The organism is [Chlorobium] sp. 445 (assembly GCA_002763895.1).
Taxonomy (GTDB): Bacteria; Bacteroidota; Chlorobiia; order Chlorobiales; family Thermochlorobacteraceae; genus Thermochlorobacter.
This window is the reverse complement of the sequence record NSLH01000004.1, coordinates 73,170-100,104: the sequence shown is the minus strand read 5'-3', so window position 1 is coordinate 100,104 and position 26,935 is coordinate 73,170. Positions and strand designations below refer to the sequence as shown.

Sequence of the window (26,935 nt, the reverse complement as noted above, 5' to 3'; positions counted from 1 at the left end):
TGCTCTATGCAAAAAACTCTTGAAGAACTTCTAAAGTGATAAAGAATGAAACGGCAAATTTTGATGAATCAACAAGGCGACGAGATTCAGGTGGCAATTGTGGAAGATGGTAGATTAGCAGAACTCCTCATTGAGCGCCCAGACAGCTCACGGTCGGTCGGCGATATCTACCTTGGGCGTGTACAAAAAGTGGTCGAAGGCTTGCAAGCTGCGTTCATTGATATTGGTCAGGAACAAGATGGATTCTTGCACTTTTCCGACGTTGGGACAACAGGTGAAGATTACCGCGCGATGCTTGACGAAGACTTTGAAGAAGAGGATGAAGAAGAGGATGAGAGCGCAGAAAATGAGCCCAATGGCAATGTGGCGGTGCCGCCTGCTGCAATCAAACAAGGACCACGAGACAATGGTAACATCGCTCAAACTGCAAACAAACAGGAGACAGCGATAGCTCAGCCAGAACGCAGGCAATCCTACACGCAGATGATTGCAAGCAAACTCAAGCCTAACGATAGCATTTTGGTTCAAGTCATCAAAGAGCCTATTGGCACAAAAGGTTCGCGTTTGACTTCCGACATTACCATTGCTGGACGCTTTATTGTCTTGCTCCCATTTGGTGAAGGGCACATTGCGGTCTCAAAGCGCATTATCAACCGCCGAGAGCGACGACGCTTAAAGACGATTGTGCGCTCAATGCTTCCAAAAGATTTTGGCGCAATTGTACGTACAGTGGCAGAGGAGCAAGAAGAAGCACTGCTACGCACCGATATGGAAATTTTGCTCAACAAGTGGAAGCAAATTGAAGAGAGCGTCAAAACGGCAAAACCGCCGAAACTGATTTTCAAAGATGATACAATCACGGCGAGCGCGCTACGTGATTTTCTTACAGAAGATGTAACGGAAGTCGCAACGAATTCGCCAGTCATTCACCGTGAAGCGCTGAATTATGTGCGCTGGGCAGCGCCTGAAATGGAAAAAAAAATAACACTCTACAAGGGGAGGTTACCACTCTTCGAAAGTTATGGCATTGCCAAAGATGTCGAGTCAATTTTCTCGCGCAAGGTTTGGCTAAAGTCCGGTGGCTACCTGATCATTGAGCAGACTGAAGCCATGGTGGTCATTGATGTCAATAGCGGGCGCTACGCTGCAAAAAAAGAGCAAGAGGAAAACTCGCTGCGCACCAATCTTGAAGCCGCAAAAGAAATCGCTCGGCAATTGCGTATGCGCGACATTGGTGGCATCATCGTCATTGATTTCATTGATTTGCTCGATGAACGCAACGCGCGCAAAGTCTACGAGACCATGAAAGCTGAACTCAAACGCGACCGTGCAAAATCAAATGTGCTGCCGATGTCTGACTTTGGCATTATGCAAATTACACGTGAGCGCATTCGCCCAAGTTTGATGCAACGCATGGGCGATGAATGCCCAGCATGCGGCGGCACAGGCGTCATTCAAGCGCGGCAGACGACCATCCATCAGATTGAGCGATGGTTACGCAAATATGCGTGGCATACAAAGCGCCCATTCACCAAATTAGATTTGCTTATCAGTCCTACTATCTTAGAGCCGCTGCGTAGTCAAGACATGCAGCCTGAATGGAAATGGTTTTTACAGCATTTGCTACTTGTGCGTATCAAAGTGGACGATACACTGCGAAGTGATGACTTCCGATTTTTCATTCGTGGAACAACACAAGATATCACACAAGAATACAGCTCGCTCTAAATTCCTTCAAAATGGACATTCAATTGCAGGCGCATATTGAGCAACTTGCCACGCTCTCAACAGAAGCGTTGCAAGCACATGCCAAAGCGCGGGAAGTCTTTGCTGAGTTCAAGTATAAGCTCAATCTCGGTCAGATTCGCGCTGCTGAAAAACTTGATGGGGTCTGGAAAGTTAACCATTGGGTCAAGCAGGGCATTTTGTTAGGGTTTCGTTTGGGCGAGATGAAGGTGATGCCGTCCTCACCACCGTTCAGTTTTGTCGATAAAGATACTTATCCGACTCGCCAGTTTAGCGGAAGCGAAAAAATACGCATTGTACCAGGCGGCACGACTGTGCGCGACGGTGCCTATCTTGCGCCAAGCGTTGTGGTCATGCCGCCAGCCTACATCAATGTGGGCGCCTATGTTGATGCTGGCACAATGATTGATTCACATGCGCTTGTTGGCAGTTGTGCTCAAGTAGGAAAGAATGTGCATCTCTCTGCAGCATCGCAACTCGGTGGCGTGCTCGAACCCATCGGCGCAATGCCGGTCATCATTGAAGACGGCGTCATGATTGGTGGAAATTGTGGTGTGTACGAAGGCACCATTGTCGAAGAAAAAGCCGTCATCGGTACAGGCGTAATTCTTAATGGTTCTACACCGGTCTACGACGTGGTGTATGGTCGCATTTTGCGTAAAACTGCAGAGACGCCGCTGATTATTCCGAAAGGTGCTGTGGTCGTAGCCGGCTCGCGTCCGATCAAAAATGCGTTTGCTGAAGACCATGGACTTTCAATCTATACGCCGATTATCATCAAATACCGGGATGAAAAAACAGATAAGGCGACAAGTCTGGAGGACTTGCTGCGCTAAGGCGTAAGAGTGTTTATTCTGTCTTCGGCTTGGAGAGCAGCGAAACTTCAATCTCTTTACCACAGTGTGGGCAAACATACTTGACTGAAACAGGGTCTTGTGTGTCTGTGGCTTTTTCAGCGGATTTTTGTTTCTGACTTTCTTTGAAAGCACGCAACTCTTCAACAAATCCAACGCTAATGATGCCTGTCGGCAGTGCAACAAAGCCGATGCCGAAGATAGCAATAAAGCCACCAATCACTTTGCCCAGCGTGGTAATAGGAAAAACATCCCCATAACCAATTGTGGTTAGCGTAATCACTGCCCACCACATAGCTGTGGGAATGTCAGGAAATTTGTCGGGTTGAGCTTCACGCTCAGCAAAGAACATCAGCGTGGAGCCAATCATTAAGATAAGAAACATGAGCAGTCCAGTTGCAATCAATTCGGCGCGTCGTGCGTAAATCGTAGCACCAAGAAGTGAAACCGCAGTAGAGTAGCGTGCAAGTTTGAGCAGTCGGAAAATGCGTAAGAGCCTAAGTAGCCAAAGTATGCGCAAGTCTAAATCTGCAAATGAGAGGTAAAAAGGTAAGATAGCCAGTAAGTCAATCAAGGATTCCAGCGTAAAGACGAACCGAAGTCGACCTAAAAATGGTGAGCGGTACTCGGGCAAAACGGTGCACGACCACAGGCGTCCAAGGTATTCGAGCGTAAAGAGCACGACGGAAACATCTTCAAGCAAGGTAAAGCACACACTATAGCTTTCGTTAAGGGATTCGACCGTTGAGAGAATCAGGGCCGTGGCATTGAGCAAAATCAAAGAGAACATGATTGTGCTCTCGATTTGGCTCACCCGATCACTTTCAGGCGCAACATCGAGAATTTCCCATACTCGTTTTTTGAGCATTCCACAAATAAATGAAGTTACTTCGGTACTGCAAGTAGGGCACTGTGTGCTTCCGCCTGCAAGCGTTCATCGCGAAAGGCTTTGGCTTCGGCAACAAACGCGTTGAAGAGCGGATGAACTTTATGCACGCGTGATTTGAGTTCGGGGTGAAATTGCACGCCAACAAACCAGCGATGTGAAGGCAGTTCAATAATTTCTACCAATTCACCATCAGGAGAAAGTCCCGCTAAGCACATCCCTTTGGACTGCATCAATTCACGGTATTGATTATTGAACTCATAGCGATGACGATGACGCTCCGTAATCAAATTTTTGCCATAAGCTCGAAACGACTTTGTGCCTTCCTCTAAGACGCAGGGGTAACTGCCGAGGCGCATGGTGCCACCTTTCTCCGTGATTTGCTTCTGCGATTCCATTAAGTGAATGACAGGATGCTTCGTTTTCTTTTGCAGTTCAGTGGTGTGCGCGCCTTCAAGTCCGCAGACATTGCGTGCAAATTCAATGACAGCGCACTGCATACCAAGGCAGATGCCGAAAAAAGGAATGTTGCGCTCACGCACATGTTTGATGATTTCAATTTTGCCCTCAATACCGCGTTGTCCAAAGCCGGGTGCAACCAGCAAGCCAGAGATATCAGACAAGGCTTCATCGATTGTGATTTTGCCATCTTCAATGTCTTCGGAGCGAATAAGTTTGACCAGCACTTTCACATCGTTTGAAGCGCCAGCATGAACAAAGGCTTCAAAAATGGATTTGTAAGCATCAGGATATTCTGTGTATTTGCCAACGAGGGCAATGCGCACCGTGCCATCTTTCGGAAATTTGACCTTGTGCGAAAAGTCTTTCCAGAGCGTTAAATCGCATTGCTCGGCACCACGAATGCCTAACTTTTTCAGGACAAGACGATCTAAGCCTTCCTCGTGCAAGAGCAAAGGCACTTCGTAGATAGTCTCCGCATCGCGCAAGCCAATCACATCTGCATCAGAGAGGTTGCAGAACAGACCAATTTTGTGCTTGATTTCTTTGGAGAGTCCTTTTTCACTGCGGCAGACAAGAATATCGGGCTGCACCCCAATCTCTAGAAGCATGCGCACGCTGTGCTGTGTGGGTTTGGTTTTGAGTTCCATAGCCGATTTGATAAACGGCACCAGCGTCAGGTGAATGTTAATGAGGTTCTTTGAGCCAAGTTGTAACTTGAGTTGACGCATGGCTTCCATAAAAGGCGAGGCTTCAATATCGCCGACAGTGCCGCCGACTTCTGTAATAATCACATCATACTTGCCTGTCTCAGCAAGTTCCAGCATTCGATGCTTGATTTCGTCAATCACGTGCGGCACAACTTGTACCGTTGCACCCAAGTAATCACCTCGCCGCTCTTTGTCAATCACATCTTTGTAGATGCGTCCCATCGTAACATTATTTGCCTGTGAGGTTACAACATCAAGAAAACGCTCATAGTAGCCTAAGTCCAAATCGGTCTCTGCGCCATCATCGGTAACATAAACCTCGCCGTGTTGATAGGGTGACATGGTGCCCGGGTCGACGTTGATGTAAGGATCATACTTTTGAATCGTAACGCGTAACCCACGTGCTTTAAGCAGCGCACCAAGCGATGCTGAAAGAATGCCTTTGCCGAGCGATGAGACCACACCGCCTGTTACAAAGATATGCTTGACCGTTTTGGAGCGCGACATAAACTACAAGAAGTTTAGCATTGAACAGTGGAAAACTTTAACAAAGTTAAGCCGCAGCGCAAAAACTTCCACATCTCAAGCATCGAGAGCGCTACTCTCTTAAAAAAACGATAGGCGGAAATCACTCCGCCTATGCCTTTCAAGAATATCGCCGTCATGCCAAAGCGGCTTATTCTTCTTCTTCTTGCTGACGCAGTTTCTCGAGGGTGCTAAAGTCTTCGAGCGTGGTAGTATCGCCTGAAATTACCCCATTGGTTGCCAGTTCGCGTAGCAAGCGGCGCATAATTTTACCGCTGCGTGTTTTAGGCAAGGCTTCTGCCCAACGAATTTCATCGGGCTTTGCAATAGGGCCAATTTCACGTGCAACATGATTGCGTAGCTCTTCGCGCAGTGCAGCATTGCCTTCATACCCAGCGCGCAAGGTAACAAACGCCACCAGCGCATTGCCTTTAATCTCATCAGGGCGACTGACCACAGCAGCTTCTGCGACAGCTTGATGCGAGACAAGTGCGCTTTCTACTTCACTGGTGCCGAGACGGTGTCCGCTGACATTGACCACATCGTCGACTCTACCCATAATCCAGATATAGCCATCTTTGTCTTTGCGTGCGCCATCGCCCGTAAAATAGACCCCTTTAATCTCTGACCAGTAGACTTTTTCGTAGCGTGCATCGTCGCCGAAAATGGTGCGAAGCATCGAGGGCCATGGGCGCTTAATGACAAGGAAACCGCCTTCATTAGCTTTACACGGTGTGCCATCTTTTTTGACAACATCGACAGAGATGCCAGGCAAAGGACGCGTGGCAGTGCCCGGTTTGAGCGGAGTAGCACCTGGGAGCGGCGAAATCATGATGCCGCCCGTTTCAGTTTGCCACCATGTATCTACGATAGGACATTTCTTTTTGCCGACAACGGTGTAGTACCACATCCATGCTTCAGGATTAATTGGCTCACCGACAGTGCCCAAGAGACGCAGCGAAGAGAGATTGTGTTTATTGACCCATTCATCACCAGCGCGAATGAAAGAGCGAATTGCCGTTGGCGCTGTGTAAAGAATAGTAACCTTATGCCGCTCAATCATATCCCAGATGCGTCCCCAGTCAGGATAGTTGAGCGCGCCTTCGTACATCAGTGAGGTCGTTCCGTTGCACAGCGGTCCATAGACAAAATAGCTGTGTCCAGTAATCCAGCCAGCGTCGGCAGTGCACCAGTAGATGTCCTCGTCTTTGATATCGAAGACCATTTTGTGTGAGGTAGCAACATGAACCATGTAGCCACCTGTGGTATGCAAAATGCCTTTGGGTTTGCCCGTTGAGCCGCTGGTGTAAAGAATAAAGAGAGGATGTTCAGCATCAACAGGTTCGGCGGGACAGTCGTCATTTGCAAGGCTCATTAAATCGTGCCACCAGTGATCGCGCCCATCGACCATATTGATGGAGATGGCGCCATCATGTTTGAGGTGTTGATAGACAATGACATTTTCAACGGAGGGTGTATTAACCAGTGCTTCATCGACTACGGCTTTCAGATTGAGAATGTTGCCGCGTCGGTGTACGCCATCGGAACAAATCACCATTTAGCATGGGCATCGTTGATACGGTCAGCTACAGCTTGCGCAGAGAAACCACCGAAGATGACACTATGCACAGCGCCGATGCGCGCGCAAGCCAGCATAGCAATCGCTAATTCAGGACACATGCCCATATAGATTGCCACACGATCGCCTTTCTTAATACCGCGCTTTTTGAGCGCATTTGCAAGTTTGCAGACCTCACGATGCAGTTGGATATAGGTCAGCACGCGCTGCTCACCGAGTTCACCTTCCCAGATAATTGCAGCTTTGTTTTTACGCCATGTGGTGAGATGTCGGTCAATTGCGTTGTAGCAGATGTTGGTGGTGCCACCGATAAACCATTTGGCATAGGGCAACTTCCACTCAAACACTTTGCGCCACTTTTTGAACCAATAAAATTGCGAGGCTAAGTTCGCCCAGTACTTTTCAGGATCTTTTTCGGCTTCTTTACAGAGCTGTTCATACTCTGCCATAGACTTGACGTGTGCGGCTTGAGAGAATGCTTTACTGGGTTTGAAGACGCGCCGCTCGTTGAGCACAGAATTGATTTCAGGCGAAGTTGTCGGTGTGTGATTTTGTGCAGCGCCATTGGTATGCGCAGTGCCATTCGACGATATGGCTTTCTTTGAAGAAGATTTTCGCTGGGTTGTCTTAGCGGTTGGCATAAATACTCCTTTGCAGTTTTGTCAGTTAATTGGCTTGCTTTCTCAAAGCTGGCTCGCTTGGGCACGAGTCTTGCAAGAGAAGTTAAAAAAACGCATAAAAATTTCGCAGCAAAAAAAGCTACTGCTGCCTTGAGAAGCAAGAGCATAAATCAACAGTTTCGACTTGAAGCAGCGCTACAAAAACATTATACTTGCATACTTTTTACGCATCTCTTTAACTCTATAAGACGAAGCAAAATAAAGCAGATGAACAAGCGCGGTAGACAAGTTGCTAAGAAGCATCGTAAAGCAATTGCGCGAATGAAAGCCAAGCGTAAAGCGCAAATGTTGCAAGCCAAGAAAACCCAACCATCGAAAAAATCGCAAGCTAATGATTGACTACAAAAGTTTGCCTGTGGGCAAGCACCCGCCGAAAGAAGTGAACGCCATCATTGAGGTGCCAAAAGGACAGCGCAACAAGTATGAGTTTGATCCTGAACTTGGCGTCTTCAAGCTCGATCGTGTGCTGTATTCGTCAGTGCACTATCCTGCTGCTTATGGATTTATTCCAAATACGCTCGCTGAGGATGGCGATCCTGTAGATGTGTTAGTGCTGACGCACGGCGAAATTTTTACAGGCTGCTTGATAGAAGTGCGCCCTGTAGGATTGCTCAAGATGCGTGACGATAAAGGCATGGATGACAAAGTGCTCTCCGTGCCCATCAACGATCCGATTTACAACAATATCCGCAGGCTGGCAGATGTGCCGCCGCACTTGCCAAGTGAAATTGAGCACTTCTTCAGTGTCTATAAGCAACTTGAAGGCAAGCAAGTCGAAAGCTTTGGCTGGCATGACTTCTTTGTAGCCGAGCGTGCAATTTTGCAAGCCATTGATCGCAAAAAGGAACAACTTGCTGAAAAGAAAAAAACGACGGCGAATGGCAAATCTAATGGTGCCGCAAAAGCCAAGACGAAATCAACCAAGATTACCAAACTAAAGCAAGAATAGGGGCGGGAATCAAAAAACGAGTTACACCGCTATCTTGCAAGCCAGAGGTAGTATGTCGGAGTCCGATGATAAGAACATTGAAGCACGCAAAGAACTTTCTGAAGAAGACAAAGCTCTCTATCAGAAGTTTCAGCGACTGCGTGCATTTACATTCCTTGCAGCGTTGCTTATGATGCTGTTCGGATTCAGCAACGCTTATGAAAGTCTTGCAACACTCTTTGGCGATAGCGAAACACTCACGCAAGTTTTTGGCTACAATAAAGAGCGCGTAACCTCATCAGCGTTTGTTACACTTGGCTTCGGCATCTTTGAAGTGCTTTGTGCCTTTGGTACGATTCGGCTTAATTACTTAGGATGGCGAGCTGGATTCTTTGTAACTGTTGGCTTATTGCTCAATAGTTTCGTAACCAGTATGGTGATTTATGATTCGTGGATAAGCATTCGCTCTGTGGTTGCTATGGTGCTTACGCCACTGATTTTACTGTTGCTCTATAAAGCAAGAGCACTCTTCCCACCGCCTGAAACAACTTAAAACGCGAGGATGTTAGCCTTGTGTTTATCTTAAAATTAGCCAACAGCAGCGATGAAACATTTGGTCTATGTTTGTACCAATTTGCGCGCAGAAGGCAGCTCAAAGCCCAGTTGCGCAAGGCGTGGCTCTGAAAAAGTGCTCGAGTGCCTCAAAGCCGAAGTAGAAAAGCAAGGTCTGAGTGAGCAGCTCGAGATAGAAACCACCACATGTTTAGGCGCATGTGAAAACGGCTGCACCATGCTTGTGCATAGTGATACAACTTGGTACGGCGCTGTCACGCCAGATGATGTTGCAGAACTTGTGGAAAGTCATTTCAAAAACGGTAAGCCTGTAGCACGGCTGTTTATCAAGCGCTTGATGCTGAGAAGACTGACAGGTTAAGCTGGGGCAAATTCAAATGGCGCACACAATAAATTTTGCTGAACTAGCCGCTAAGTATAAGACAGCGGCAGAACCAATAACTCAAAACCTAACTCAATCTCAACAGGAGAAAAAAGCCATGCTCAAAGTTGGAGATGAAGCCCCTGACTTCGAACTCGATAGTACAGACGGCACAAAAGTGAAACTCTCAGATTTCAGAGATAAACAGCCTGTGCTGCTGTCGTTCTACCCACTGGATTTCACACCTGTTTGCACTGCGCAAAACTGTGGCTACTCACAAGACTATGCACAGTTTGAAGCACTGGGCGTTAAGGTCTTGCCAATTAGTGTAGATTCCAAATTTGCTCATGCAGCGTTTCGCGAAAAGTATCAACTCTCGCATCACCTACTCTCTGACATCCATCGTGATGCAACGAAGAAGTACGACATTCTCTATGAGCCGCTCAACTGTAGCAAACGCGCATATTTCCTTGTCGGCAAAGACGGCAAGATTAAGTGGATGCACATTGAAAATGAACTCAAAGACAGTCGCACCAATGAGGAACTTATTGCCGCAGTGAAATCTGCACTCTAAGGGTAGAGAGGCAAGCAAAGAAGGGCGAGAGAATTATTCGTGCTGAGTATCATCATCTTTACGCCAACGGCGTGGAGAATTAAGCAAGGCTTTGAGGGCTTCAGCAGCTTTGCTGGCATGGTCGTAATCCTGTCGCGCATTGAGCATCGGTTCGTAGTACGGCGATGGCACTTCAACAAACTGCGAGACCAAGCCATAGACACGGCGCGGCTCTGCATGAAGTACATCTTGAACAGATTCTGTGATGCCCGGAAGATGCTTTTCTAACTCACTGAGCAAAATCAAAATAAGAGTGCGGTTGACAGCAACTTCATAGATGAGATTCTCAAGTTCCATTGCTGTGGGCTGCTTTGCAAAAGGATGTTCCATGGATAGTGTGGTTATGTCGCTATGCAAAAGTTAAGGTGTAAGTCTTCTACGGTTGCGCTTGGCTTCTTTGCTACATCGTTCAGAGCAATACTTCACATTCTCCCAATTCTTCGCCCATGCCTTGCGCCAGAGCATAGGCTTCTGACAGTGCGCGCAAAGTTTTTCAGGCAAATTAGATTTGGTGTATCGAACATTTTCGGTTTTCATGACTTTGCGATGTAACTTAATGGAAATGCCGCAATCACTAACAGCATGCGTGGCTTGTCGGTTCTACATCAGAAGCAGATTCGAGCAAGAGCGACAAGTGCAAGCGCTGCAAGATGCGAGCAAAAGTAATAAGTTAAACTAAACCTTGTTGTGCACCATGCCCAGTCTCTTCGACTCCGTTATGCCCATTCACGAAAATTCATCGCCAATTTTGCGCCGAAAGCGAGCGTATTGATGTTTCAAATTGGTGATGTGGCTCCTGATTTTGAACTGCCTGACAGCGAAGGCAAGTTGCGCCGGCTCTCCGAATTCAGAGGCAAGCCCGTGCTGCTAGTTTTCACGCGCATTTTCACAGACAAGATTTTTTGTCCTGTGTGCTATCCGCACTTGCTTGCTTTACGCAACGACTATCCGCTCTTTCAAGAACTAGGCGCAGAAATTGTGCTCGTCAATACCACGCGCGTCGAGATGACAAAAATCATTGTGCAAGAACAAGACTTCAAGTTCCCCGTGCTGAGCGATGCCGAGTGGACGGTCTTCAAGCAATATGGACTGGGCGCAGCATTAGGTGCACCAATGCCTGGACAATTTCTGCTCGATAAGCAAGGTGTGATTCGATTTCAATTTGTGAGTGGCACAGAAATACCCAGCCCATTTTTCCGACATCCTGATAATCAAGAGATGCTCGCCATGATTTCACAACTGTCATCGCAATAATGCCAGAGACACCCGAACATATTGAGCCGCAGCGCCAAGCTGACAAAAAAGACCTGACGCAGAAACGGCGACTGCAAATGCAAGAGGCTGACTTTACGCTTGACGAACGTCTGGCACGCACTTCTGGCATCCGTGAGTCGGTTCAAAATCGTGCAAAGCAAGTCAAACTGACCAAGTTTGAGCTGTTGCTCAAATTTCTGAAGCCGATTACATGGATTCCCGTGATGTGGAGTTTTGTGTGCGGCGCAGTTGCCAGCGGCGTCTTCGGCTGGTCAAACCTACTGGATGCAAAGTTCTGGCTTGGCATTTTGCTCACTGGACCCTTAGCCACAGGTGTCTGCCAAATGCTCAATGACTACTTTGATCGCGATCTTGATGCCATCAACGAGCCCTCCCGTCCTATTCCAGCTGGTGATATTTCCCTGCGTGATGCCACAATTCTCATCAGCGTCTGGACACTCATCACGGTGGTTGTTGCAGCACTGTTGCACCCGTTCGTGCTGGCGCACGTGATTTTAGGTATCATTAATGCCCATCTCTACAGTGCTAATCCTATCAAGCTCAAAAAGCGACTGTGGTGGGGCAATATCATCGTGGCGTTCTCGTATCTGGTCTATCCTTGGCTTTCCGGCGAAGTGGTTTATCGTGGTAGCTTGACACCAGAGTCGATTATCATCGCACTCTGCTATGCTTTTGCGAGCACAGGCACCATGACGGTCAACGACTTTAAATCTATTGAGGGCGATAAGCGCGTTGGAATTCGTACACTGCCTGTGGTGTATGGAGAACGAAAAGCGGCGATCATTGCGGCATTACTTATTGATATTGGTCAAATCTGTGCCGCCGCCTACATGTTTGCACTTGGAAAGTGGGTCAATGGCGTACTTATCTTGGTGTTTATCCTACCGCAAGTGTGGTTGCAACTGCGCTTTATAGAATCGCCGCGCACACGCGATGTGTGGTACAACGGTATTGCACAAAATTTTCTTGTAGCAGGCATGCTTGTCTGTGCACTGGCTGTAGAACCGTAGATGCGGCATGAGGAGTGTATGCGGCATGCAATCAAAAGAAAGAGACAAATTAGCTAGGCAAGCAAGCAAGCACTTTTTCTAAAGCCTCGGCATAAAGCTCATGCTCAAGTATGCGCACGCGCTCGGCAAGTGTTTCAGGTGTATCGTTAGGCAAGACCGGCACAGCGCGTTGCAAAATAATCTCGCCTGTATCATAGTCAGTGTCAACGAAATGCACGGTAGCGCCGCTTTCTTTTTCGCCAGCAGCAATAACGGCTTGATGCACATGCATGCCATACATGCCTTCACCACCGAACTTCGGCAAAAGTGCGGGGTGAATGTTAAGAATCCGCTTGGGATAAGCTGCTACAACGGCGGGGGGCACTTTTTTCATATACCCTGCTAACAAAATCAAATCGATGGCATGTGCATGTAGGGCACTGAGCATGGCGTCCGTAAAAGCAGTTTCGTCAGGATGAGTCTTTGAAGATAGGTGCAGTGTAGCAATGCCTTGTTCACGGGCAAACTGCATGGCGCCGCATTGTGAATTGTTCGAGACGCAGAGCACAATCTGACAGGGCAAGTGTCGCTCTTGAATGTGGCGATGCAAGGCTTGGAAGTTTGAGCCATGACCTGAACAAAACACAGCAAGTTTTTTGATGTTTTTCATTGCTGTAAATTTGAGCACAAGTTCAAAGGCAAATCTACTGCGGTATGCAGAAACTTACTCTCAAGTAATGTGCTCTCAAATTTTTTAAGCCGACCAATCTATGCCAAAAAATCCAAAAATTCAGCGTGCTCTCATTTCCGTCTCCGATAAGACAGGCATTGTAGAGTTTGCAAAAGCCCTGATGACGTTCAAAGTAGAAATTTTCTCAACGGGCGGCACACTGCAAACGCTCTTAGATGCAGGCATCAAAGCTAAATCTATTTCTACGCTGACCGGCTTCCCGGAAATTTTGGACGGGAGAGTCAAAACGTTGCATCCGATGATTCATGGTGGATTGCTGGCAATTCGCGGCAATGCGGAACACGAAAAGCAAATTAAACGCAACAAAATTAAGTACATCGATTTAGTGGTTGTAAATCTCTATCCGTTTGAGCAAACGGTAGCAAACCCGAAAGTCAAACTCAAAGATGCAATTGAAAACATTGATATCGGCGGACCAGCGATGCTACGCAGTGCTGCAAAAAACTACAAAGCTGTAACGGTGGTCACTGACATCGGTGATTATGGCTGTATCATTGAGGAAATGAAAAAGCGTAAAGGGGCAGTCAGTGAGCAAACGCGCTTTGAACTTGCCAAAAAAGTCTTTGCACTTACAGCGCGCTACGATGCAGCAATTTCTTCATACTTGGAAAACCTAACAGATGGTAAAAGTCACGCCGCAAGCTCTGTGCCTGAAGCCAGTTACGCACTGACCCTGACAAAGGAAATCGACATGCGCTACGGTGAAAATCCGCATCAGCAAGCAGGCTTTTACAAACTTCGCTCTAAAGAAGGTGAAGTCAGTTTCAGCGAGTTTTTTGAGAAACTGCATGGCAAGGACCTTTCCTACAACAATATCTTAGATATTTCAGCGGCGGCAGCACTAATCAATGAATTTGAGAACGACCCACCAACTGTGGCGATTATCAAGCATACTAATCCGTGCGGTGTTGCGCAAGCGCTGAGTTTAGAGGAAGCCTATCGCAAAGCCTTTGCCACGGATACGCAAGCGCCATTTGGCGGCATTATTGCGGTCAATCGTCCATTGGATATGAAAACGGCGGAAGTGATGAATGAGATTTTTACGGAGATTATCATTGCCCCTGATTTCGATGAGGGTGTGCTGGAGTTTTTGATGAAGAAAAAAGATCGGCGGCTGATTCGTCAGAAAAAGAGTGTCAGACGCGCCGGCTGGGAGATGCGCGGCACAGCGATGGGGGTGCTGCTGCAAGAGCGCGATATCAAAACTGTGCTGAAAGATGAACTGCGTGTGGTAACACAGCGTCAGCCTACAGCGCAGGAACTCAACGATATGCTCTTTGCGTGGATTGTCTGCAAGCATGTCAAATCTAATGCAATTGTCTATGCAAAAAATTTGCAAACCTTAGGAATTGGCGCAGGACAGATGTCGCGCGTGGATGCTTCGCGTATTGCGCGCTGGAAAGCCGAAGAAGCTGGCTTCGATCTAAGAGGAGCAGCGGTCGCCAGCGATGCATTCTTCCCCTTCGCCGATGGACTGATTGCTGCTGCAGAGTCGGGTGCAAGTGCCGTGATTCAACCTGGAGGATCGGTGCGCGATGAAGAAGTCATCAAAGCTGCCGATGAACGCAATTTGGCAATGGTCTTTACAGGCACGCGCCATTTCAAGCATTAAGTGAGGCTAAGCCGTCCTCAGCCAAAATTTTTTCAGGATAAGCTTATGCTTGACACACCTCTGAAAAACAAATACCTTTGTAATGCAGGCTTGCCAGATATCAACAAGAGTTGCTAGAAATGACTTCATCCTCGCGTTCCGCCTCGCCGTTGCGTCTTGCCGCAATTGACTTAGGCACGAACTCTTTTCATATGATTATCGTGGAGCTTTTGCCCGATATGAGCTTTACGATGATTGACCGCGCCAAGGAAATGATTCGCATTGGTGCAGGCAGCATGATGACCAAGCAACTCTCGGCAGCAGCGATGGCACAAGGCTTAGATACACTGATGCGTTTCCGCAAACTTGCTGAACAGCGTGGGGTCGATGTGCAGCATATTGTGGCGTTTGCTACCAGCGCAATACGCGAAGCTAAAAATGGTGAGGAGTTCATGGAGATGATTGCGTCGCGCGTAGGGATTCGCACGCGCATCATTTCTGGTGAAGAAGAAGGGCGACTGATTTATCTGGCGATTCGTCGTGCCATCAACATCGGCAAGCGAAAGGCATTGATGATTGATGTCGGCGGTGGTTCAGTGGAATTTATGATTGGGGATGCGCAAAATCTTTACTTTGTCGAAAGTAAGAAGTTAGGCGTTGCTCGGCTTTTAGAACGCTTCGTAACGACAGACCCGATTAGCGACCGTGAGCTAAGTGCGCTCGAAGGACATCTGGTCGAAGAAATTCGTCCTGTTGCAAAAGCCGCAAAAGCAATTGGCTTTGACTTTGCGATTGCCTCGAGCGGTACAGCGGAAAACATTGCGGCTATGATTTTACTTGCCGAGCGCGGTCAAGAGTTCGAGGCGCTCAATGGCAGCAGTTTCTCACGTCGTGGGTTTCTCAAACTCTACGAGAAACTGCTTGCAATACCTAGTGAAGCGCGGCGCCAAATCTCTGGCTTAGACCCGCAGCGCGCTGAACTCATCGTGCCCGGCATGGTCCTCTTTGATGTCATGATGCGCCTTTTTGACCTCAAGGAGATTACAATCTCTGAATATGCCCTGCGCGAAGGCATCGTACTGGATTATCTTTCACGTCATCTTGCGCCAATCTCTCTTACAAAAGAGATTGAAGGTCCGCGCCTACGCAGTGTCTTAGAACTGGCACGCCGCTGTCAGTGGGATGAGAGTCGCTCGCGCCATATTGCACATTTATCGCTTCAACTCTTCGACCAGCTCGAGTCGCTGCATGAACTTGGTAAAGTCGAACGCGAACTTTTGCAATACGCAGCGTATTTGCACAACATTGGTTACTTCATCTCACCATCAGCGCATCACAAGCATAGCCAATACATCATTCAAAATGCAGGGCTCAAAGGCTTCTCGCCTGAAGAAATTCAAATTATGGCAAACGTGGCGCGCTATCACCGCAAGTCGCCGCCAAAAGTTGAGCATGTCGCATTTCAATCGCTCTCGCCTCGCAATAAGCACGTGGTGCGTGTGCTGGCAAGCCTGCTGCGCTTAGCTAATGCGCTCGATAGAGGACATCGCCAAAATGTCAAAAGCGTCAAGGCAATTATTCATCCAAAGAAAATAGAACTTAGGCTTACAGCCATCTCCGACCCAGAAATTGAAATTTGGGCAGCCACACAAATGAGCGATATGTTTGAAGCAGTCTTTAGCCGAAAACTCGTGCTGAGCGTTGAACAAAACGCTGACTAATCGCTATCTTCCAAGTTCATTGTATTCACTTCTATCACATAGAATTATGCACATCGACACACCGTCTAAAACAAGTGCCCCGGCAGCACATGTTGCTGTGGCGCACCTTAAAGAGCATGTGGGCGAACTGGTCACCATCAAGGGCTGGCTCTACAACATTCGCTCCTCGGGCAAATTGATGTTCCCAGAAATTCGCGATGGCTCGGGCATTGTGCAGGGCATTGTGGTCAAAAACCAAGTCAGCGAAAGTGTCTGGCAAGCCTTCGAAAAACTTACGCAGGAAAGTTCTGTCATCGTCACAGGCGAGGTGAGCAAGCACCCCAAACTTGCTGATGTGTATGAGCTGCAAGTCAGAGACATAGAAATCGTGCAGCTCTCAAAAGGCTATCCAATTACTCCCAAAGAGCATGGAATTGAATTTCTCTCTGACCACCGTCATCTTTGGCTGCGCTCCAAGCGTCAATGGGCAATTATGAGAATCCGTCATGAAGTCATCAGTGCCATTCGTGATTTTTCAATACTCGAGAATTTATTCTGGTCGATGCGCCAATCATCACGCCTAACGCTGTGGAAGGTACGACCACACTTTTTGAAATGGATTACTTCGATTTGGGCAAAGCGTACCTGACACAATCTGGGCAACTCTATGCTGAAGCAGCAGCCTTGGCGTTTGGCAAAGTCTACACTTTCGGACCGACCTTTCGTGCCGAGAAATCCAAGACGCGCAGGCATCTGACAGAGTTCTGGATGGTTGAGCCTGAAATGGCTTACTACGACCTTGAAATGAACATGAATTTGGCAGAAGAACTCGTTGAGTATGTGGTGCAGCGCACGGTGGAACGGCGAAAGGAAGAACTCAAAATTTTGGAGCGCGATATTCAAAAATTAGAGCGCATTACGCGTCCTTTTTACCGAATGTCCTACACGGATGCCGTCAAGTGGCTCAACGAGCACAATATCAAGCTCATCAAGAAACAAGAAGACGGCAGTGAGATTCAAATAGATTTTCCTTGGGGTGAAGATTTTGGTGCGCCGCAAGAAGAAGCGCTCATGGAGCAATTCGATAAGCCCTGCATCATTCACCGTTATCCTGCGGCAGTTAAAGCCTTCTACATGAAGCGCGATCCAGAAAATCCACAGCTTGCCTTAGCAATGGATATGCTTGCACCTGAAGGCGCAGGCGAAATCATTGGCGGCTCGCAGCGCGAAGACAATTATGACGCACTTGTGGAACGCCTCAGGGAGCATCATTTGCCTATGGCACCGTTTGAGTGGTATTTAGACTTGCGCCGCTATGGCAGTGTGCCGCATTCAGGCTTTGGCTTAGGCTTGGAGCGCACGGTCAAATGGATTTGCGGACTGGAGCATATTCGCGAGACTTCGCCATATCCACGAATGATTTATCGCAACACGCCTTAGTGGCTCACTTCATCAGAAAGCGATGGCGCATCGGTATCGGCAGACTGCGCTTGATTGCGTTTTTGGTCGAAGTATCGGCGCACTGTCTCAGCGGCTTTTTTGCCCACGACTTCCGCCAGTTGCTCTACGCTTGCTAATTCAATCTGCGCAAGTGAGCCAAAGGTCTTCAGGAGTTTTTCAGCTTTGGCTTTGCCAATCCCATCAATTTCAGTAAGCTCTGTTGAGAGTGTGCGCTTATCTCGCAAGTGCCGATGAAATGTAATTGCAAAGCGATGAGCTTCATCTCGTGCTTGTTGCAAGAGTTTGAGTGAAGAAGACGTCTTGGGCAAATTGTGTGGCAGCGACTCATTCGGAAAAAAAACTTCTTCTAAGCGCTTGGCAAGCCCAATAATCGGAATCTGAAGACCTAAGCGTGTTAAGACCTCATAGGCAGCGGAGAGTTGTCCTTTACCGCCATCAACAATGATCAGATCAGGCAGCGGCAATTCTGTTGCAAGCGAGCCCGAATAGCGACGCTCAATGACTTCTGCCATAGCGGCAAAATCATCAATGCCTTCCACGCTCTTGATTTTGAATTTGCGGTAGTCCGACTTCTTGGGTTTGCCATCGACAAAACACACCATTGCTGAAACGCTCTCTGCGCCTTGAAAGTGCGAGTTATCGAAGCACTCGATGCGGCGTGGCAATTTTGGCAAACGCAAGTCGCGCTCTAAGGCATAAACGCTGCGAGGAATGGCTAAGGCTTCACCGCGTTTTTGCTTTTGCAATAAGTATTCACTCAAAAGATGACGCGCATTGGTTTCGCACATGGAGACAAGTTTTGCTTTGTCGCCAATTTGTGGCACAATGAACTCAACGGTCTTGCTCTCCCCTTGCTCAGCTAAGCGTGTCTTTAGCAAGGCTTGAAGAGCATCAAGATGTGCAGGGGCTTCAGCTGTGAAAATCTCATCGGGTATGGTGTCGGTGGTCTCAAGGTAGTATTTCTCGAGCAGGCGTGTGAGCAACTCAGGCATAGGTACGCCCTCAATGTTGGAAAAGTAGTAATGCATGGAGCCAATGAGTTTGCCATCACGCACTTTGAAGACGGTGCCACAAGCATCATCATCTTGTGCAGCAATCGCAAAGATGTCACGGTCGATGTCATCGATGGTCATCACACGCTGTTTTTCTGTGTAGCGTTTGAGCGCTTCGAGCTGGCGTTTGAGTCCAGCAGCTTGTTCGAATTGTAGGGCACTGGCGCAGGCTTTCATACGTGCTTCAAGCGAGCGAATAGCATCGCGTGTTTTGCCTGAAAGCAGTTTGCGCACTTCGCTAATCATTGCATCATAATCGGCTTCGGACTGCAAGCCTTCGCATGGACCTTGACACTTCTTGATGTGATAGTCTAAACACACCTTGAACTTTTTGGCGCGAATGTTCTCTTCAGTGAGTTTGAGTGAGCAACTGCGCACTTGAAAAATCTCGCTAATCGCATCAAGCAGTGCTCGCATCTGTTTGCCATCGGTATAAGGACCGAAATACTTTGAGCCATCGCGTACAACGGTGCGGGTTGGAAAAATGCGCGGAAATGGCTCATTTGTAATGACAATGTAGGGATAGGTTTTGTCGTCGCGCAAGTTGATGTTGTAGCGCGGCTTGAGCTGCTTAATCAGATTGTTTTCAAGAATGAGTGCTTCGACTTCAGAGGAGGTGAGAATGAGTTCAAGGTCTGCAATTTTGCTCACGAGCAGTGCAGTCTTACGATTGTGCTCTGAGCAACTGCGAAAGTAGGATTGCACACGCGCACGCAAGTTTTTTGCTTTGCCGACATAAATCACTTGACCCGTTTTATCTTTGAATTGATACACGCCACTTGAAGTCGGCAAATTTTGCAACTTTTCGCGCAGCGTCGGCGATATATCGCTCTCAATATTTTCTAAATGATCTTGCAACTGAACGGTGTGCATCTCTGACATAGCATGGCGTTGCTTCAAAGTTGATGCAAATTTACAGTCAAATCAGCAAGAATTGAGCCGCCAAAAAGAAAAAGCATGAAGAAGGAAATCAGACAAGAAAGCCACGGGCTTTCCTATTTTGAGATACAAATTGTGAATGTTTAGATTGCATTTTATTACTATACTTAAGATTGTCTAAACGTGCAATGCCGATACGCATACTTCACCTCGAGCCAAGTCTCTCTGATGCCGCTCTAACACTCTTAACCCTTAAAACGGCTTTCCCTGACTGCAGTGTCGAGCGTATCGTATCGCTAAAAGAATTTGAAGAAGAGTTAGAAGATAATGGCTTCGATGTCGTTGTCTCTGAATATCAACTCTCTGATGGCACAGCAGACAAAGCACTTAAACTCTTGCGTCGTCAGCGTCCCAGTGTGCCCTTTATCGTGCTGTCTGCAGTGCGTGAGACCGCCGTTGCCTTAAAAATGCTTGAAAAAGGCGCTGCAGATTATGTCTTCAAAGAGCATCGTCAACATTTGCCGAGTGCAATTCAAGAAGCATTGCAGAGAGTCTCTACGCTGCGTCAAACTGTACCAGCACCAGCTGCACCGCAACCTGAAGCGCCATCACCAGCACCAGCTGCACCTTTGACATCTATACCGACTGTAACATCTGGTGAACTGCTGTCATCGACGCCAGCAACAACGCCTGCTGAATTTCCCTCATCGACGCTGACTGCACCGCAGCCTGAACCGCTATCACCTGCACCAACTGCACTGCAACCTGAAGCGCCAATATCACCCGTCTCCGGAAATTCACCGGCGACTTCAACGCCGACTGAGAATCAGAGTGCACCCGCTTTCGTGGACGAGCCTGACACAACAGATAGTTCCCTTGTTGCAGCGCCGCCTGAAAGTCCCTTCTTGGAAAGTGAGCTTGCTGACACAGACAGCCCTGCACCATCAATTGAAGATGCAGCAGTGCAAACAGAGACCGCCGTGCAAAGTCCGTTTTTGGATGAGGAGACGATTCCAACGGTTTCAGCAGAAGACAAAGAAAGTGATGCTGCGCCAGTGCAGCCTATACTTGAGGCGCATGATGTCGAATCTGAAGCGGAAGTAACACCACCTGAAAAACTGTCAGAGGTTGCGCAAACAGAAATTGTGGATTTTCGAGCAATCGTGGAGCAACTCTCCGACGCAATTTTGCTCATTGACACGCAAGGCACAATTCGCTATGCTAGCCCTGCGGCTGAAAAAATTTTCGAGTGTGCGCTCTCGGAACTAAGCAGCAAAAACTTCCTTGAACTTGTGCATCCCGATGATCGTCCAGCACTACGCGATAGGCTCGATGAAAGCATTGAGCATCCTGCGCAGACTTTTACAAACTCGCTTGAACTGCGTCTTTTGCATTCAGGCTCAACACCGCGTGTGATCTCTATACGCGAGCGTAATGAGCTGCACAATCCTATGGTGCGTGCCATCATTCTCACTGTGCGTGAGATTACCGAGCGGCGTCATCAGAGTCAGATGCGCAAAATGCAATCCCGTGTGCTTGAGCTGATAGCAAGTTCAGCGCCACTAAATGAAGTGATGAGCGAACTGTGTTTGAGCATTGAGCAATATTTGCCCGACCTGCAATGCAGTGTGCATCTTGTGGAGAGAGAATCACTGCGGCTTGTGGCAGCACCCAGTCTGCCAGATGACTTCGCTAAGGAAATAGATGGCATGGACATTGGAATGCAGCGCTGCACGTTTGGGACCGCGGCGCATCTCAAAACACGTGTGACTTCAGAGAATTTGCAAACCGATCCGCTTTGGGAAGCTATCCACACCTGGTACAAAACTTTGGATTTGCTGCGTGTTGGTCGCAGCCCATTTTTGACAACGCTCGCAAGGTACTTGGTGTCTTGACACTGTATTCCAACGAGCCACACCGCCCAGATAGCTTGGAAGTTGAGTTCATGGAAACAGCAGCAAAAGTCGCAAGCCTTGCAATTGAGCGTACAGAAATGCAAGAGCAGTTGCGTTGGAGCAAAGAACGCCTGCGCCGCACGATTGACACGGCAACTATTGGTATCTTCACCTGCTGGCTCAATGGACGATTTAGTGATGTCAATCCAGCTTTCTGCGCTATGCTGGGCTATTCAGCAGAAGAATTGCTCGAGATGACCTTTCAGGACATCACCCATCCTGATGACTTAGCCATTTCTGTTGAGCAAGACAATAAACTTCTGAGTGGCGAAATAGAACGCTATACGTTGCTCAAGCGCTATCTGCATAAAAACGGTGAGCCTGTTAATGTGCGCGTGCAAGTTGGCTTGGCTAAAAATGCAGATGGCAGTCCTGCGTATTTCGTTGCTGAAGTTGAAGACATCACGGAGGCGCTACGTACAGCTAAAGCCTTGGAAGAATCCAATGCGAAACTCTCGATGATTTTGGGCACTATCAACGATGGTGTCTATCGCTTTTGTGTGTATGCAAATCAGGAATTTGAGTATGACTTTTTCTCGCCTTCATGTGAAAAAGTTTTTGGTTTCACAGTCGAAGAGATGCAGCGCGATAAATTCCTCTGGTTGAATCATGTTCATGAAGAAGATAGAGAAGCAATATGGCAAAAGAGTTTCAAGAACATTTTTGAAGGCAGAGTGGCTTCAGTAGAATATCGCTTTTGGCGCAAAGATGGTGAGTTGCGCTGGCTTGCAGCGACACTTTCGCCGAGTTTTAAGGCAGAACAAAACTGCTGGTTAGTTGTCGGTGTGACGCGCGATATCACAGAGCGCAAGATGAGTGAACTTGCCTTGGCGCAGTCAGAAGAACAGTATCGCGCACTGGTCAGCAGCAGCAAAGATGGTGTGTATTTGGTGCAAGATATGAAGTTTGTCTTCGTCAATCGTGCATTTCTTAACATGTTGGGCTATACGAAAGAGGAGGTGATTGGACAGTCTTGCCTTGAAGTCATTGCCCCTGAATATCATGCAAAGATTGAGGAAATCTCAGCGGCATTTCAGCAAGGACAATTGACAGCCAGTGAATTTGAGATAGAACTAATCTGCAAAAATGGCGAGCGCATTTTAGTTATTGCAACACTTGCTGTAACAACCTATCTGGGCAAGCGAGCGGCAACTGGCACGGTCAGAGACATCACAGAAAAGAAACGCTTTGAGGAGGCGCTGCGTCAATCTGAAGCAGAACTCAAAGCCATCTTCAACAGCGTACCGTATGCTCTGCTGCTGCTCGATCACAATTATCATGTGCGTGCTTTCAATCTGAAAGCTATTCAAGATAGCCAGCGACTGTATGGTCAGCCATTGCGTATCGGTGAATCAGTTTTGAGTTTGGCGAAAGAAAATCAGCATTTGCCGCTGTCGCAAAAGTATCTTGACGCTGCCCTGCAAGGTGAGCACGTGCACTTTGAGACAACAGTTACGCATGGTGCAGAGACGCACTGCTACGAAGTGCGCATCACACCAGTGCGCAATGCCAACGAAGATATCATTGGCATTTGTGTGGTGTTGGGAGACATTTCTGAGCGTAAGGCAGTAGAAGAGCAGCTACGCTTCCAAGCCCGTGTGCTCTACGAAATGAAAGAAGCTGTAATTGCAGTCGATGCTACAGGGCGAGTAAAGTATTGCAACCGTGCCGCAGAAGTGTTTCATGGCAAATCATTGCAGGAGATGCTGGGCATACGCAGCGAAGTGATTATGCGATACAAGTATCCAACTAAGCAAATTCATCAAGCTGCTAAAGCCGCATTAGAGCAAGAAGGACATTGGCAAGGCGACGTGATTTATTTGAGTCATCACAGTGGCAAAGAGCGTATTGTTTCGCTGTATTTGGGCAAACTCTATAGTGATGAGCAAAAACCAAATGGCTTGCTCTGCGTGCTAGAAGATGTAACAGAAGTACGCCAAGCTGAACTTGAACTAAAAAAATCGCAGGTGCAATTGCGTGAGATTATTGAGAATGCACCGATTGTGCTCTTTGCGCTTAATACATCAGGCATTTTCTCACTAGCACTTGGCAAAGGATTAGAGCTATTGGGCTACGATTCAGTTTCACTGGTTGGCAAGTCGGTCTATCAACTCTTTTCGCAGAACACGATCTTTTTGCAAGATATTGGTCGCGCCATGTCCGGTGAAAAGTTTAATCATAGTGCGCAGTTTGATGACGTGTTCTTCGACTATCATCTCTCCCCGCTGTATGATGATGCGCAAAAGATAATCGGCGTGTTAGGGGTTGCAATTGACCGCACAGAAAAGCATCGTGCTGAACTGGAGCGTGAAAGGCTGCAAGATCAACTGATTCAAGCACAAAAAATGGAAGCTATTGGCACACTCACGGGTGGTATTGCGCATGATTTTAACAATCTGCTTGGTGCAATACTTGGCAATCTTGAAGTCATTAAGAAGCATGTGGCACAAAGCACAGTGGTGCAAAAACCATTGGAGCGTGCAGAAGCCGCCGCCAACCGCGCCGCCGCACTAACACAGCAACTGTTGGCGTTTGCCCGACAAGGCAAATTCACGCCAAAACGCATCGCACTGAATCAAGCGATCCTGAATGCGTTAGAGATTCTTGAGCACACGATTGACAAGCGCATCAAGATTCATAAAGAACTTACGCCAGACTTACCAGAGATTTATGGCGACCTCACCCAGCTGCAACAGGTCATCATCAACCTTACCTTAAATGCGTGCGACGCTTTTCCAAAATATCTCATTGAGAACGACAGCGCCTGCATCACGTTTGCCACCTTGCTTCTGCAAGATGAATCCGTGCGTGCGCGCTCTGCACTGGACAAGAACAAAAATTATCTACACCTCAAAGTCTCTGACAATGGTGTCGGGATTCCAAAAGAATTCCAAGCCAAAGTGTTCGAGCCGTTTTTCACCACAAAAGAAGTGGGCAAAGGCATAGGACTGGGGTTATCGATTGTCTATGGAATCATTAAAAAGCATCAAGGACTGATTGAAGTAGACAGTGAGGTAGGTAAAGGCACAACCTTTCACATTTACTTACCTGTTGCAGACTTCACTGCTGAACTAAAAGATTAAAAGGTGCTGAACTTAATGTGTGAGCCACATGTATCTCTGCGTGTAGATTCACACACTGCTGAGTTTTTTACAACGAAAAAAACAACAAATCATTATTACGATGACGGACTTTGTCTTCAAAACCATCACAGGAGAGACGAAGAAACTCTCGGACTACAAGGGTCGTGTGATGCTGGTTGTTAATGTCGCATCCAGGTGCGGGTACACGCCACAGTACCGCGGCTTGGAAGCGCTGCATGAAGCCTATTCGCCAAAGGGGTTAAGTGTCGTTGGATTCCCGTGCAATCAATTTGGTGCGCAAGAGCCGGGCAGCAATGAAGAAATTTTGCGCTTTTGCACGACAAACTATGGCGTCAAGTTTGATATGATGGATAAAATTGATGTCAATGGTGAGGGTGCGCATCTGTTTTACAAGTGGTTGACGACCCACGCAAATCCGCCGGGCAAAGTAAAGTGGAATTTTGAGAAGTTTCTGCTTGGTAAAGACGGCACGATTCGCGCGCGTTTTGAGAGCCGTGTGGCGCCTGACTCTGCGCAGCTCAAACAAGCCATTGAAGAAGCATTGGCAGAAGAATGTGCGCCGATGCTCACAAGCCAATCCATTTTGTAAGGAAAATCTCTATCTTTGCAAAACAAAATTTAGACCAGCGCTTGATTTGAAAGAGTTGCCACCTACTAATGTGCGCGAGTTTGAGAGACGCCGTAAGCCGCGCTCGCAGCGGCGCTTCAAGATACGGCGCGTGGAAATGCCACGCGTCTCTCGCTCGGCTGTCCCTTCGACATTCACCGTGATGAATATGGTGTGTGGCTATGCATCAATCGTTACGGCAAGTGATGGTAACATTGTCGCCTCGGGCTGGTTTATCATCTTCGCAGCGCTCTTCGATACGATCGATGGCTTTATTGCACGCCTCACAAACTCTGCTTCTGATTTCGGTGTAGAATTGGATTCGCTCTCCGACTTGGTCTCATTTGGTGCAGCGCCTGCCTTTTTAGCTTACAAATCAGGATTGGATACGCTGGGCATTGTAGGCTTGCTCATCAGTGCGATGCTCATGGTGGGCAGTGGACTGCGTCTTGCGCGCTTCAATGTGCAACTTACAGGCTACAAAGATTACTTTTCGGGTCTGCCGACACCATCTCAAGCCATGACCATTGCAGCGTTTGCAGTGTGGCTGGTAAGCGAAAACGTCTTGACGAGTGAACAAAAACTCGGCGCGCTGATTGCGCTGACGCTGACACTTTCGCTCTTGATGATTAGCAAGGTGCGTTACGAAAAATTGCCAAAACCTACACAAGAAGAATTTCGAGAGCGCCCAGTCAAATTCTCGCTGGTGATTCTTGCAAGCGTGATGATACTGATGTTTCAAGCCAAAGGTCTACTTATCGTAATGCTGTGCTACATCGTGGTAGGCATTGTGCGCTCACTCTACGATTTCTTTTTCGAAGAAATGCCTAATGAAAAACTCTCAGAGTCAAATACACTGACAAACACCGAACTTTCCAAAAAACAACCTTCGTAACAAATCATCGCAATGTGCTATGTGGCAACATCTTATCCTTCTTTTTTCAGTGATTGGGCTAGCTGCCTGCACGCAGCCGAAATCTGATTCCAAAACCACTGAACAAAAGCCAGAAGTAGCAAAATCCGATGCCCAAGTGTCTTCGAAGACGTTGAAGACCTGGGAAGCCTTGGATGCGTTTCACAATGTGATGGCAGAAACCTACCATCCGTTAGAAGATGGGGACTTCAAGCCGATTCGGGCACGCGCAGGTGAGCTTGCTGCACGCGCCAAAGACTGGGCTGACTCGCCAATACCTGAAAATTATGTCACTAAACCTGAGTTCAAGGCGGTGATGGATTCGCTCGTAAAAGAATCTCAAGCACTTGCGGAGATGATTGCAAAGAATGCAGCCGACAACGACATCAAAGCGGCATTAACAGCGTTGCATGATCGCTTTCATCAGGCAGAAGCAATGTGCATAAGAAAGTAATCAAATTTACAAGCGATGCTCTTCAAAGCTAAAGTGATTGTAACACTGCGTAAGTCTATTCTGGATGTGCAAGGCAAAGCCGTTCTGCATGCGCTAAAGAGTCTTGCATACAGCGCAGTCAAATCAGTGCGCATCGGCAAGTATATTGAACTTGAAATAGAGGCGCAGACACGTGAAGCAGCCTTGACTCTTGCAGAATCTGCGTGCAAAAAATTGTTAGCAAATCCTGTCATGGAAGATTTTGAGGTCGAAGTCGAAGAACTCACGCAAGCCTCTACACAATAGTGCTA

23 protein-coding genes and 2 pseudogenes are annotated in these 26,935 nt (G+C 47.7%); 18 read left to right on the top strand and 7 right to left on the bottom strand.

The window, feature by feature from the left end; all coding sequences use genetic code 11:
• Positions 1-45: 45 nt before the first annotated feature.
• Complete coding sequence (locus tag CMR00_02950; GenBank protein PIO48833.1) at positions 46-1,728, top strand: ribonuclease; 1,683 nt, start codon at positions 46-48, stop codon at positions 1,726-1,728.
• Between the two features lie 11 nt (positions 1,729-1,739).
• Positions 1,740-2,582 (top strand): 2,3,4,5-tetrahydropyridine-2,6-dicarboxylate N-succinyltransferase, encoded by an 843-nt coding sequence (locus tag CMR00_02945; GenBank protein ID PIO48832.1) that lies wholly within the window; start codon positions 1,740-1,742, stop codon positions 2,580-2,582.
• Positions 2,583-2,595: 13 nt separating this feature from the next.
• Here CMR00_02945 and CMR00_02940 read toward each other — a convergent pair whose 3' ends face one another.
• The 3 genes and pseudogenes from CMR00_02940 to acs all read right to left on the bottom strand — a co-directional run bounded on the left by CMR00_02940 (position 2,596) and on the right by acs (position 7,400).
• Positions 2,596-3,468, bottom strand: coding sequence for a potassium channel protein (locus tag CMR00_02940; GenBank protein ID PIO48831.1), 873 nt, complete (start codon positions 3,466-3,468; stop codon positions 2,596-2,598).
• 17 nt (positions 3,469-3,485) lie between these two features.
• The gene (locus tag CMR00_02935; protein ID PIO48830.1) at positions 3,486-5,162 is read right to left on the bottom strand and encodes a CTP synthetase; all 1,677 of its coding nucleotides are present in this window, start codon (positions 5,160-5,162) and stop codon (positions 3,486-3,488) included.
• Positions 5,163-5,331: 169 nt separating this feature from the next.
• Positions 5,332-7,400 (bottom strand): annotated as a pseudogene (gene acs, locus CMR00_02930) (acetate--CoA ligase).
• 57 nt (positions 7,401-7,457) lie between these two features.
• Here acs and CMR00_02925 point away from each other — a divergent pair.
• From CMR00_02925 to CMR00_02905, 5 genes are read left to right on the top strand one after another with little or no spacing between them, the layout of a single operon-like run.
• On the top strand, positions 7,458-7,778 hold the full coding sequence (locus tag CMR00_02925) for a hypothetical protein (GenBank protein ID PIO48829.1): 321 nt from the start codon (positions 7,458-7,460) through the stop codon (positions 7,776-7,778).
• The gene (locus CMR00_02920; protein PIO48828.1) at positions 7,771-8,388 is read left to right on the top strand and encodes an inorganic pyrophosphatase; all 618 of its coding nucleotides are present in this window, start codon (positions 7,771-7,773) and stop codon (positions 8,386-8,388) included. The genes CMR00_02925 and CMR00_02920 overlap by 8 nt, the downstream gene beginning before the upstream one ends.
• Before the next feature lie 52 nt (positions 8,389-8,440).
• Complete coding sequence (locus CMR00_02915; protein PIO48827.1) at positions 8,441-8,920, top strand: hypothetical protein; 480 nt, start codon at positions 8,441-8,443, stop codon at positions 8,918-8,920.
• Between the two features lie 51 nt (positions 8,921-8,971).
• Positions 8,972-9,301: a 2Fe-2S ferredoxin gene (locus CMR00_02910; GenBank protein ID PIO48826.1), complete on the top strand. Its 330-nt coding sequence runs from the start codon at positions 8,972-8,974 to the stop codon at positions 9,299-9,301.
• A 16-nt stretch (positions 9,302-9,317) separates the two neighbouring features.
• The gene (locus CMR00_02905) at positions 9,318-9,875 is read left to right on the top strand and encodes a peroxiredoxin (GenBank protein PIO48825.1); all 558 of its coding nucleotides are present in this window, start codon (positions 9,318-9,320) and stop codon (positions 9,873-9,875) included.
• Between the two features lie 33 nt (positions 9,876-9,908).
• Here CMR00_02905 and CMR00_02900 read toward each other — a convergent pair whose 3' ends face one another.
• Together CMR00_02900 and CMR00_02895 are read right to left on the bottom strand one after the other, a co-directional pair.
• Positions 9,909-10,244, bottom strand: a complete 336-nt coding sequence (locus tag CMR00_02900; GenBank protein ID PIO48824.1) for a hypothetical protein — start codon at positions 10,242-10,244, stop codon at positions 9,909-9,911.
• A 30-nt stretch (positions 10,245-10,274) separates the two neighbouring features.
• Complete coding sequence (locus CMR00_02895) at positions 10,275-10,451, bottom strand: hypothetical protein (protein PIO48823.1); 177 nt, start codon at positions 10,449-10,451, stop codon at positions 10,275-10,277.
• A gap of 234 nt (positions 10,452-10,685) precedes the next feature.
• Between CMR00_02895 and CMR00_02890 the strand changes: the two genes are divergently transcribed.
• Both CMR00_02890 and CMR00_02885 read left to right on the top strand, forming a co-directional pair.
• Positions 10,686-11,168 carry an alkyl hydroperoxide reductase gene (locus CMR00_02890; GenBank protein PIO48822.1) on the top strand — a complete coding sequence of 161 codons (483 nt, stop codon included), beginning with the start codon at positions 10,686-10,688 and terminating at the stop codon, positions 11,166-11,168.
• Positions 11,169-11,245: 77 nt separating this feature from the next.
• Positions 11,246-12,199, top strand: a complete 954-nt coding sequence (locus CMR00_02885; GenBank protein PIO48861.1) for a bacteriochlorophyll/chlorophyll a synthase — start codon at positions 11,246-11,248, stop codon at positions 12,197-12,199.
• A 49-nt stretch (positions 12,200-12,248) separates the two neighbouring features.
• Here CMR00_02885 and CMR00_02880 read toward each other — a convergent pair whose 3' ends face one another.
• Positions 12,249-12,848, bottom strand: a complete 600-nt coding sequence (locus tag CMR00_02880) for a phosphoribosylglycinamide formyltransferase (GenBank protein ID PIO48821.1) — start codon at positions 12,846-12,848, stop codon at positions 12,249-12,251.
• Positions 12,849-12,948: 100 nt separating this feature from the next.
• On the opposite strand from CMR00_02880, the gene purH reads away from it, so the two are divergent.
• From purH to CMR00_02865, 3 genes and pseudogenes are all read left to right on the top strand, one after another.
• Complete coding sequence (gene purH / locus CMR00_02875) at positions 12,949-14,541, top strand: bifunctional phosphoribosylaminoimidazolecarboxamide formyltransferase/inosine monophosphate cyclohydrolase (protein ID PIO48820.1); 1,593 nt, start codon at positions 12,949-12,951, stop codon at positions 14,539-14,541.
• Between the two features lie 119 nt (positions 14,542-14,660).
• Positions 14,661-16,241: a phosphatase gene (locus tag CMR00_02870; GenBank protein ID PIO48819.1), complete on the top strand. Its 1,581-nt coding sequence runs from the start codon at positions 14,661-14,663 to the stop codon at positions 16,239-16,241.
• Between the two features lie 46 nt (positions 16,242-16,287).
• Positions 16,288-17,660, top strand: a pseudogene (locus CMR00_02865) (asparagine--tRNA ligase).
• Here CMR00_02865 and uvrC read toward each other — a convergent pair.
• Positions 17,657-19,606, bottom strand: coding sequence for an excinuclease ABC subunit C (uvrC, locus tag CMR00_02860; GenBank protein ID PIO48860.1), 1,950 nt, complete (start codon positions 19,604-19,606; stop codon positions 17,657-17,659). The pseudogene CMR00_02865 and the gene uvrC overlap by 4 nt on opposite strands.
• A 194-nt stretch (positions 19,607-19,800) precedes the next feature.
• Between uvrC and CMR00_02855 the strand changes: the two genes are divergently transcribed.
• The 6 genes from CMR00_02855 to CMR00_02830 all read left to right on the top strand — a co-directional run bounded on the left by CMR00_02855 (position 19,801) and on the right by CMR00_02830 (position 26,930).
• Entirely contained in the window at positions 19,801-21,507 is a 1,707-nt protein-coding gene (locus tag CMR00_02855; protein ID PIO48818.1) for a hypothetical protein, read from the top strand.
• Positions 21,504-24,650: a hypothetical protein gene (locus CMR00_02850; GenBank protein ID PIO48817.1), complete on the top strand. Its 3,147-nt coding sequence runs from the start codon at positions 21,504-21,506 to the stop codon at positions 24,648-24,650. The genes CMR00_02855 and CMR00_02850 overlap by 4 nt, the downstream gene beginning before the upstream one ends.
• Positions 24,651-24,750: 100 nt before the next feature.
• A complete protein-coding gene (locus tag CMR00_02845; GenBank protein PIO48816.1) occupies positions 24,751-25,260 on the top strand; it encodes a glutathione peroxidase in 510 nt (169 codons plus the stop codon).
• Positions 25,261-25,396: 136 nt separating this feature from the next.
• Positions 25,397-26,173 carry a CDP-diacylglycerol--serine O-phosphatidyltransferase gene (gene pssA / locus CMR00_02840; protein PIO48859.1) on the top strand — a complete coding sequence of 259 codons (777 nt, stop codon included), beginning with the start codon at positions 25,397-25,399 and terminating at the stop codon, positions 26,171-26,173.
• A 19-nt stretch (positions 26,174-26,192) separates the two neighbouring features.
• On the top strand, positions 26,193-26,645 hold the full coding sequence (locus CMR00_02835; GenBank protein ID PIO48815.1) for a hypothetical protein: 453 nt from the start codon (positions 26,193-26,195) through the stop codon (positions 26,643-26,645).
• Between the two features lie 15 nt (positions 26,646-26,660).
• Positions 26,661-26,930: a phosphoribosylformylglycinamidine synthase gene (locus CMR00_02830; GenBank protein ID PIO48814.1), complete on the top strand. Its 270-nt coding sequence runs from the start codon at positions 26,661-26,663 to the stop codon at positions 26,928-26,930.
• The last annotated feature ends 5 nt before the right edge of the window (positions 26,931-26,935 follow it).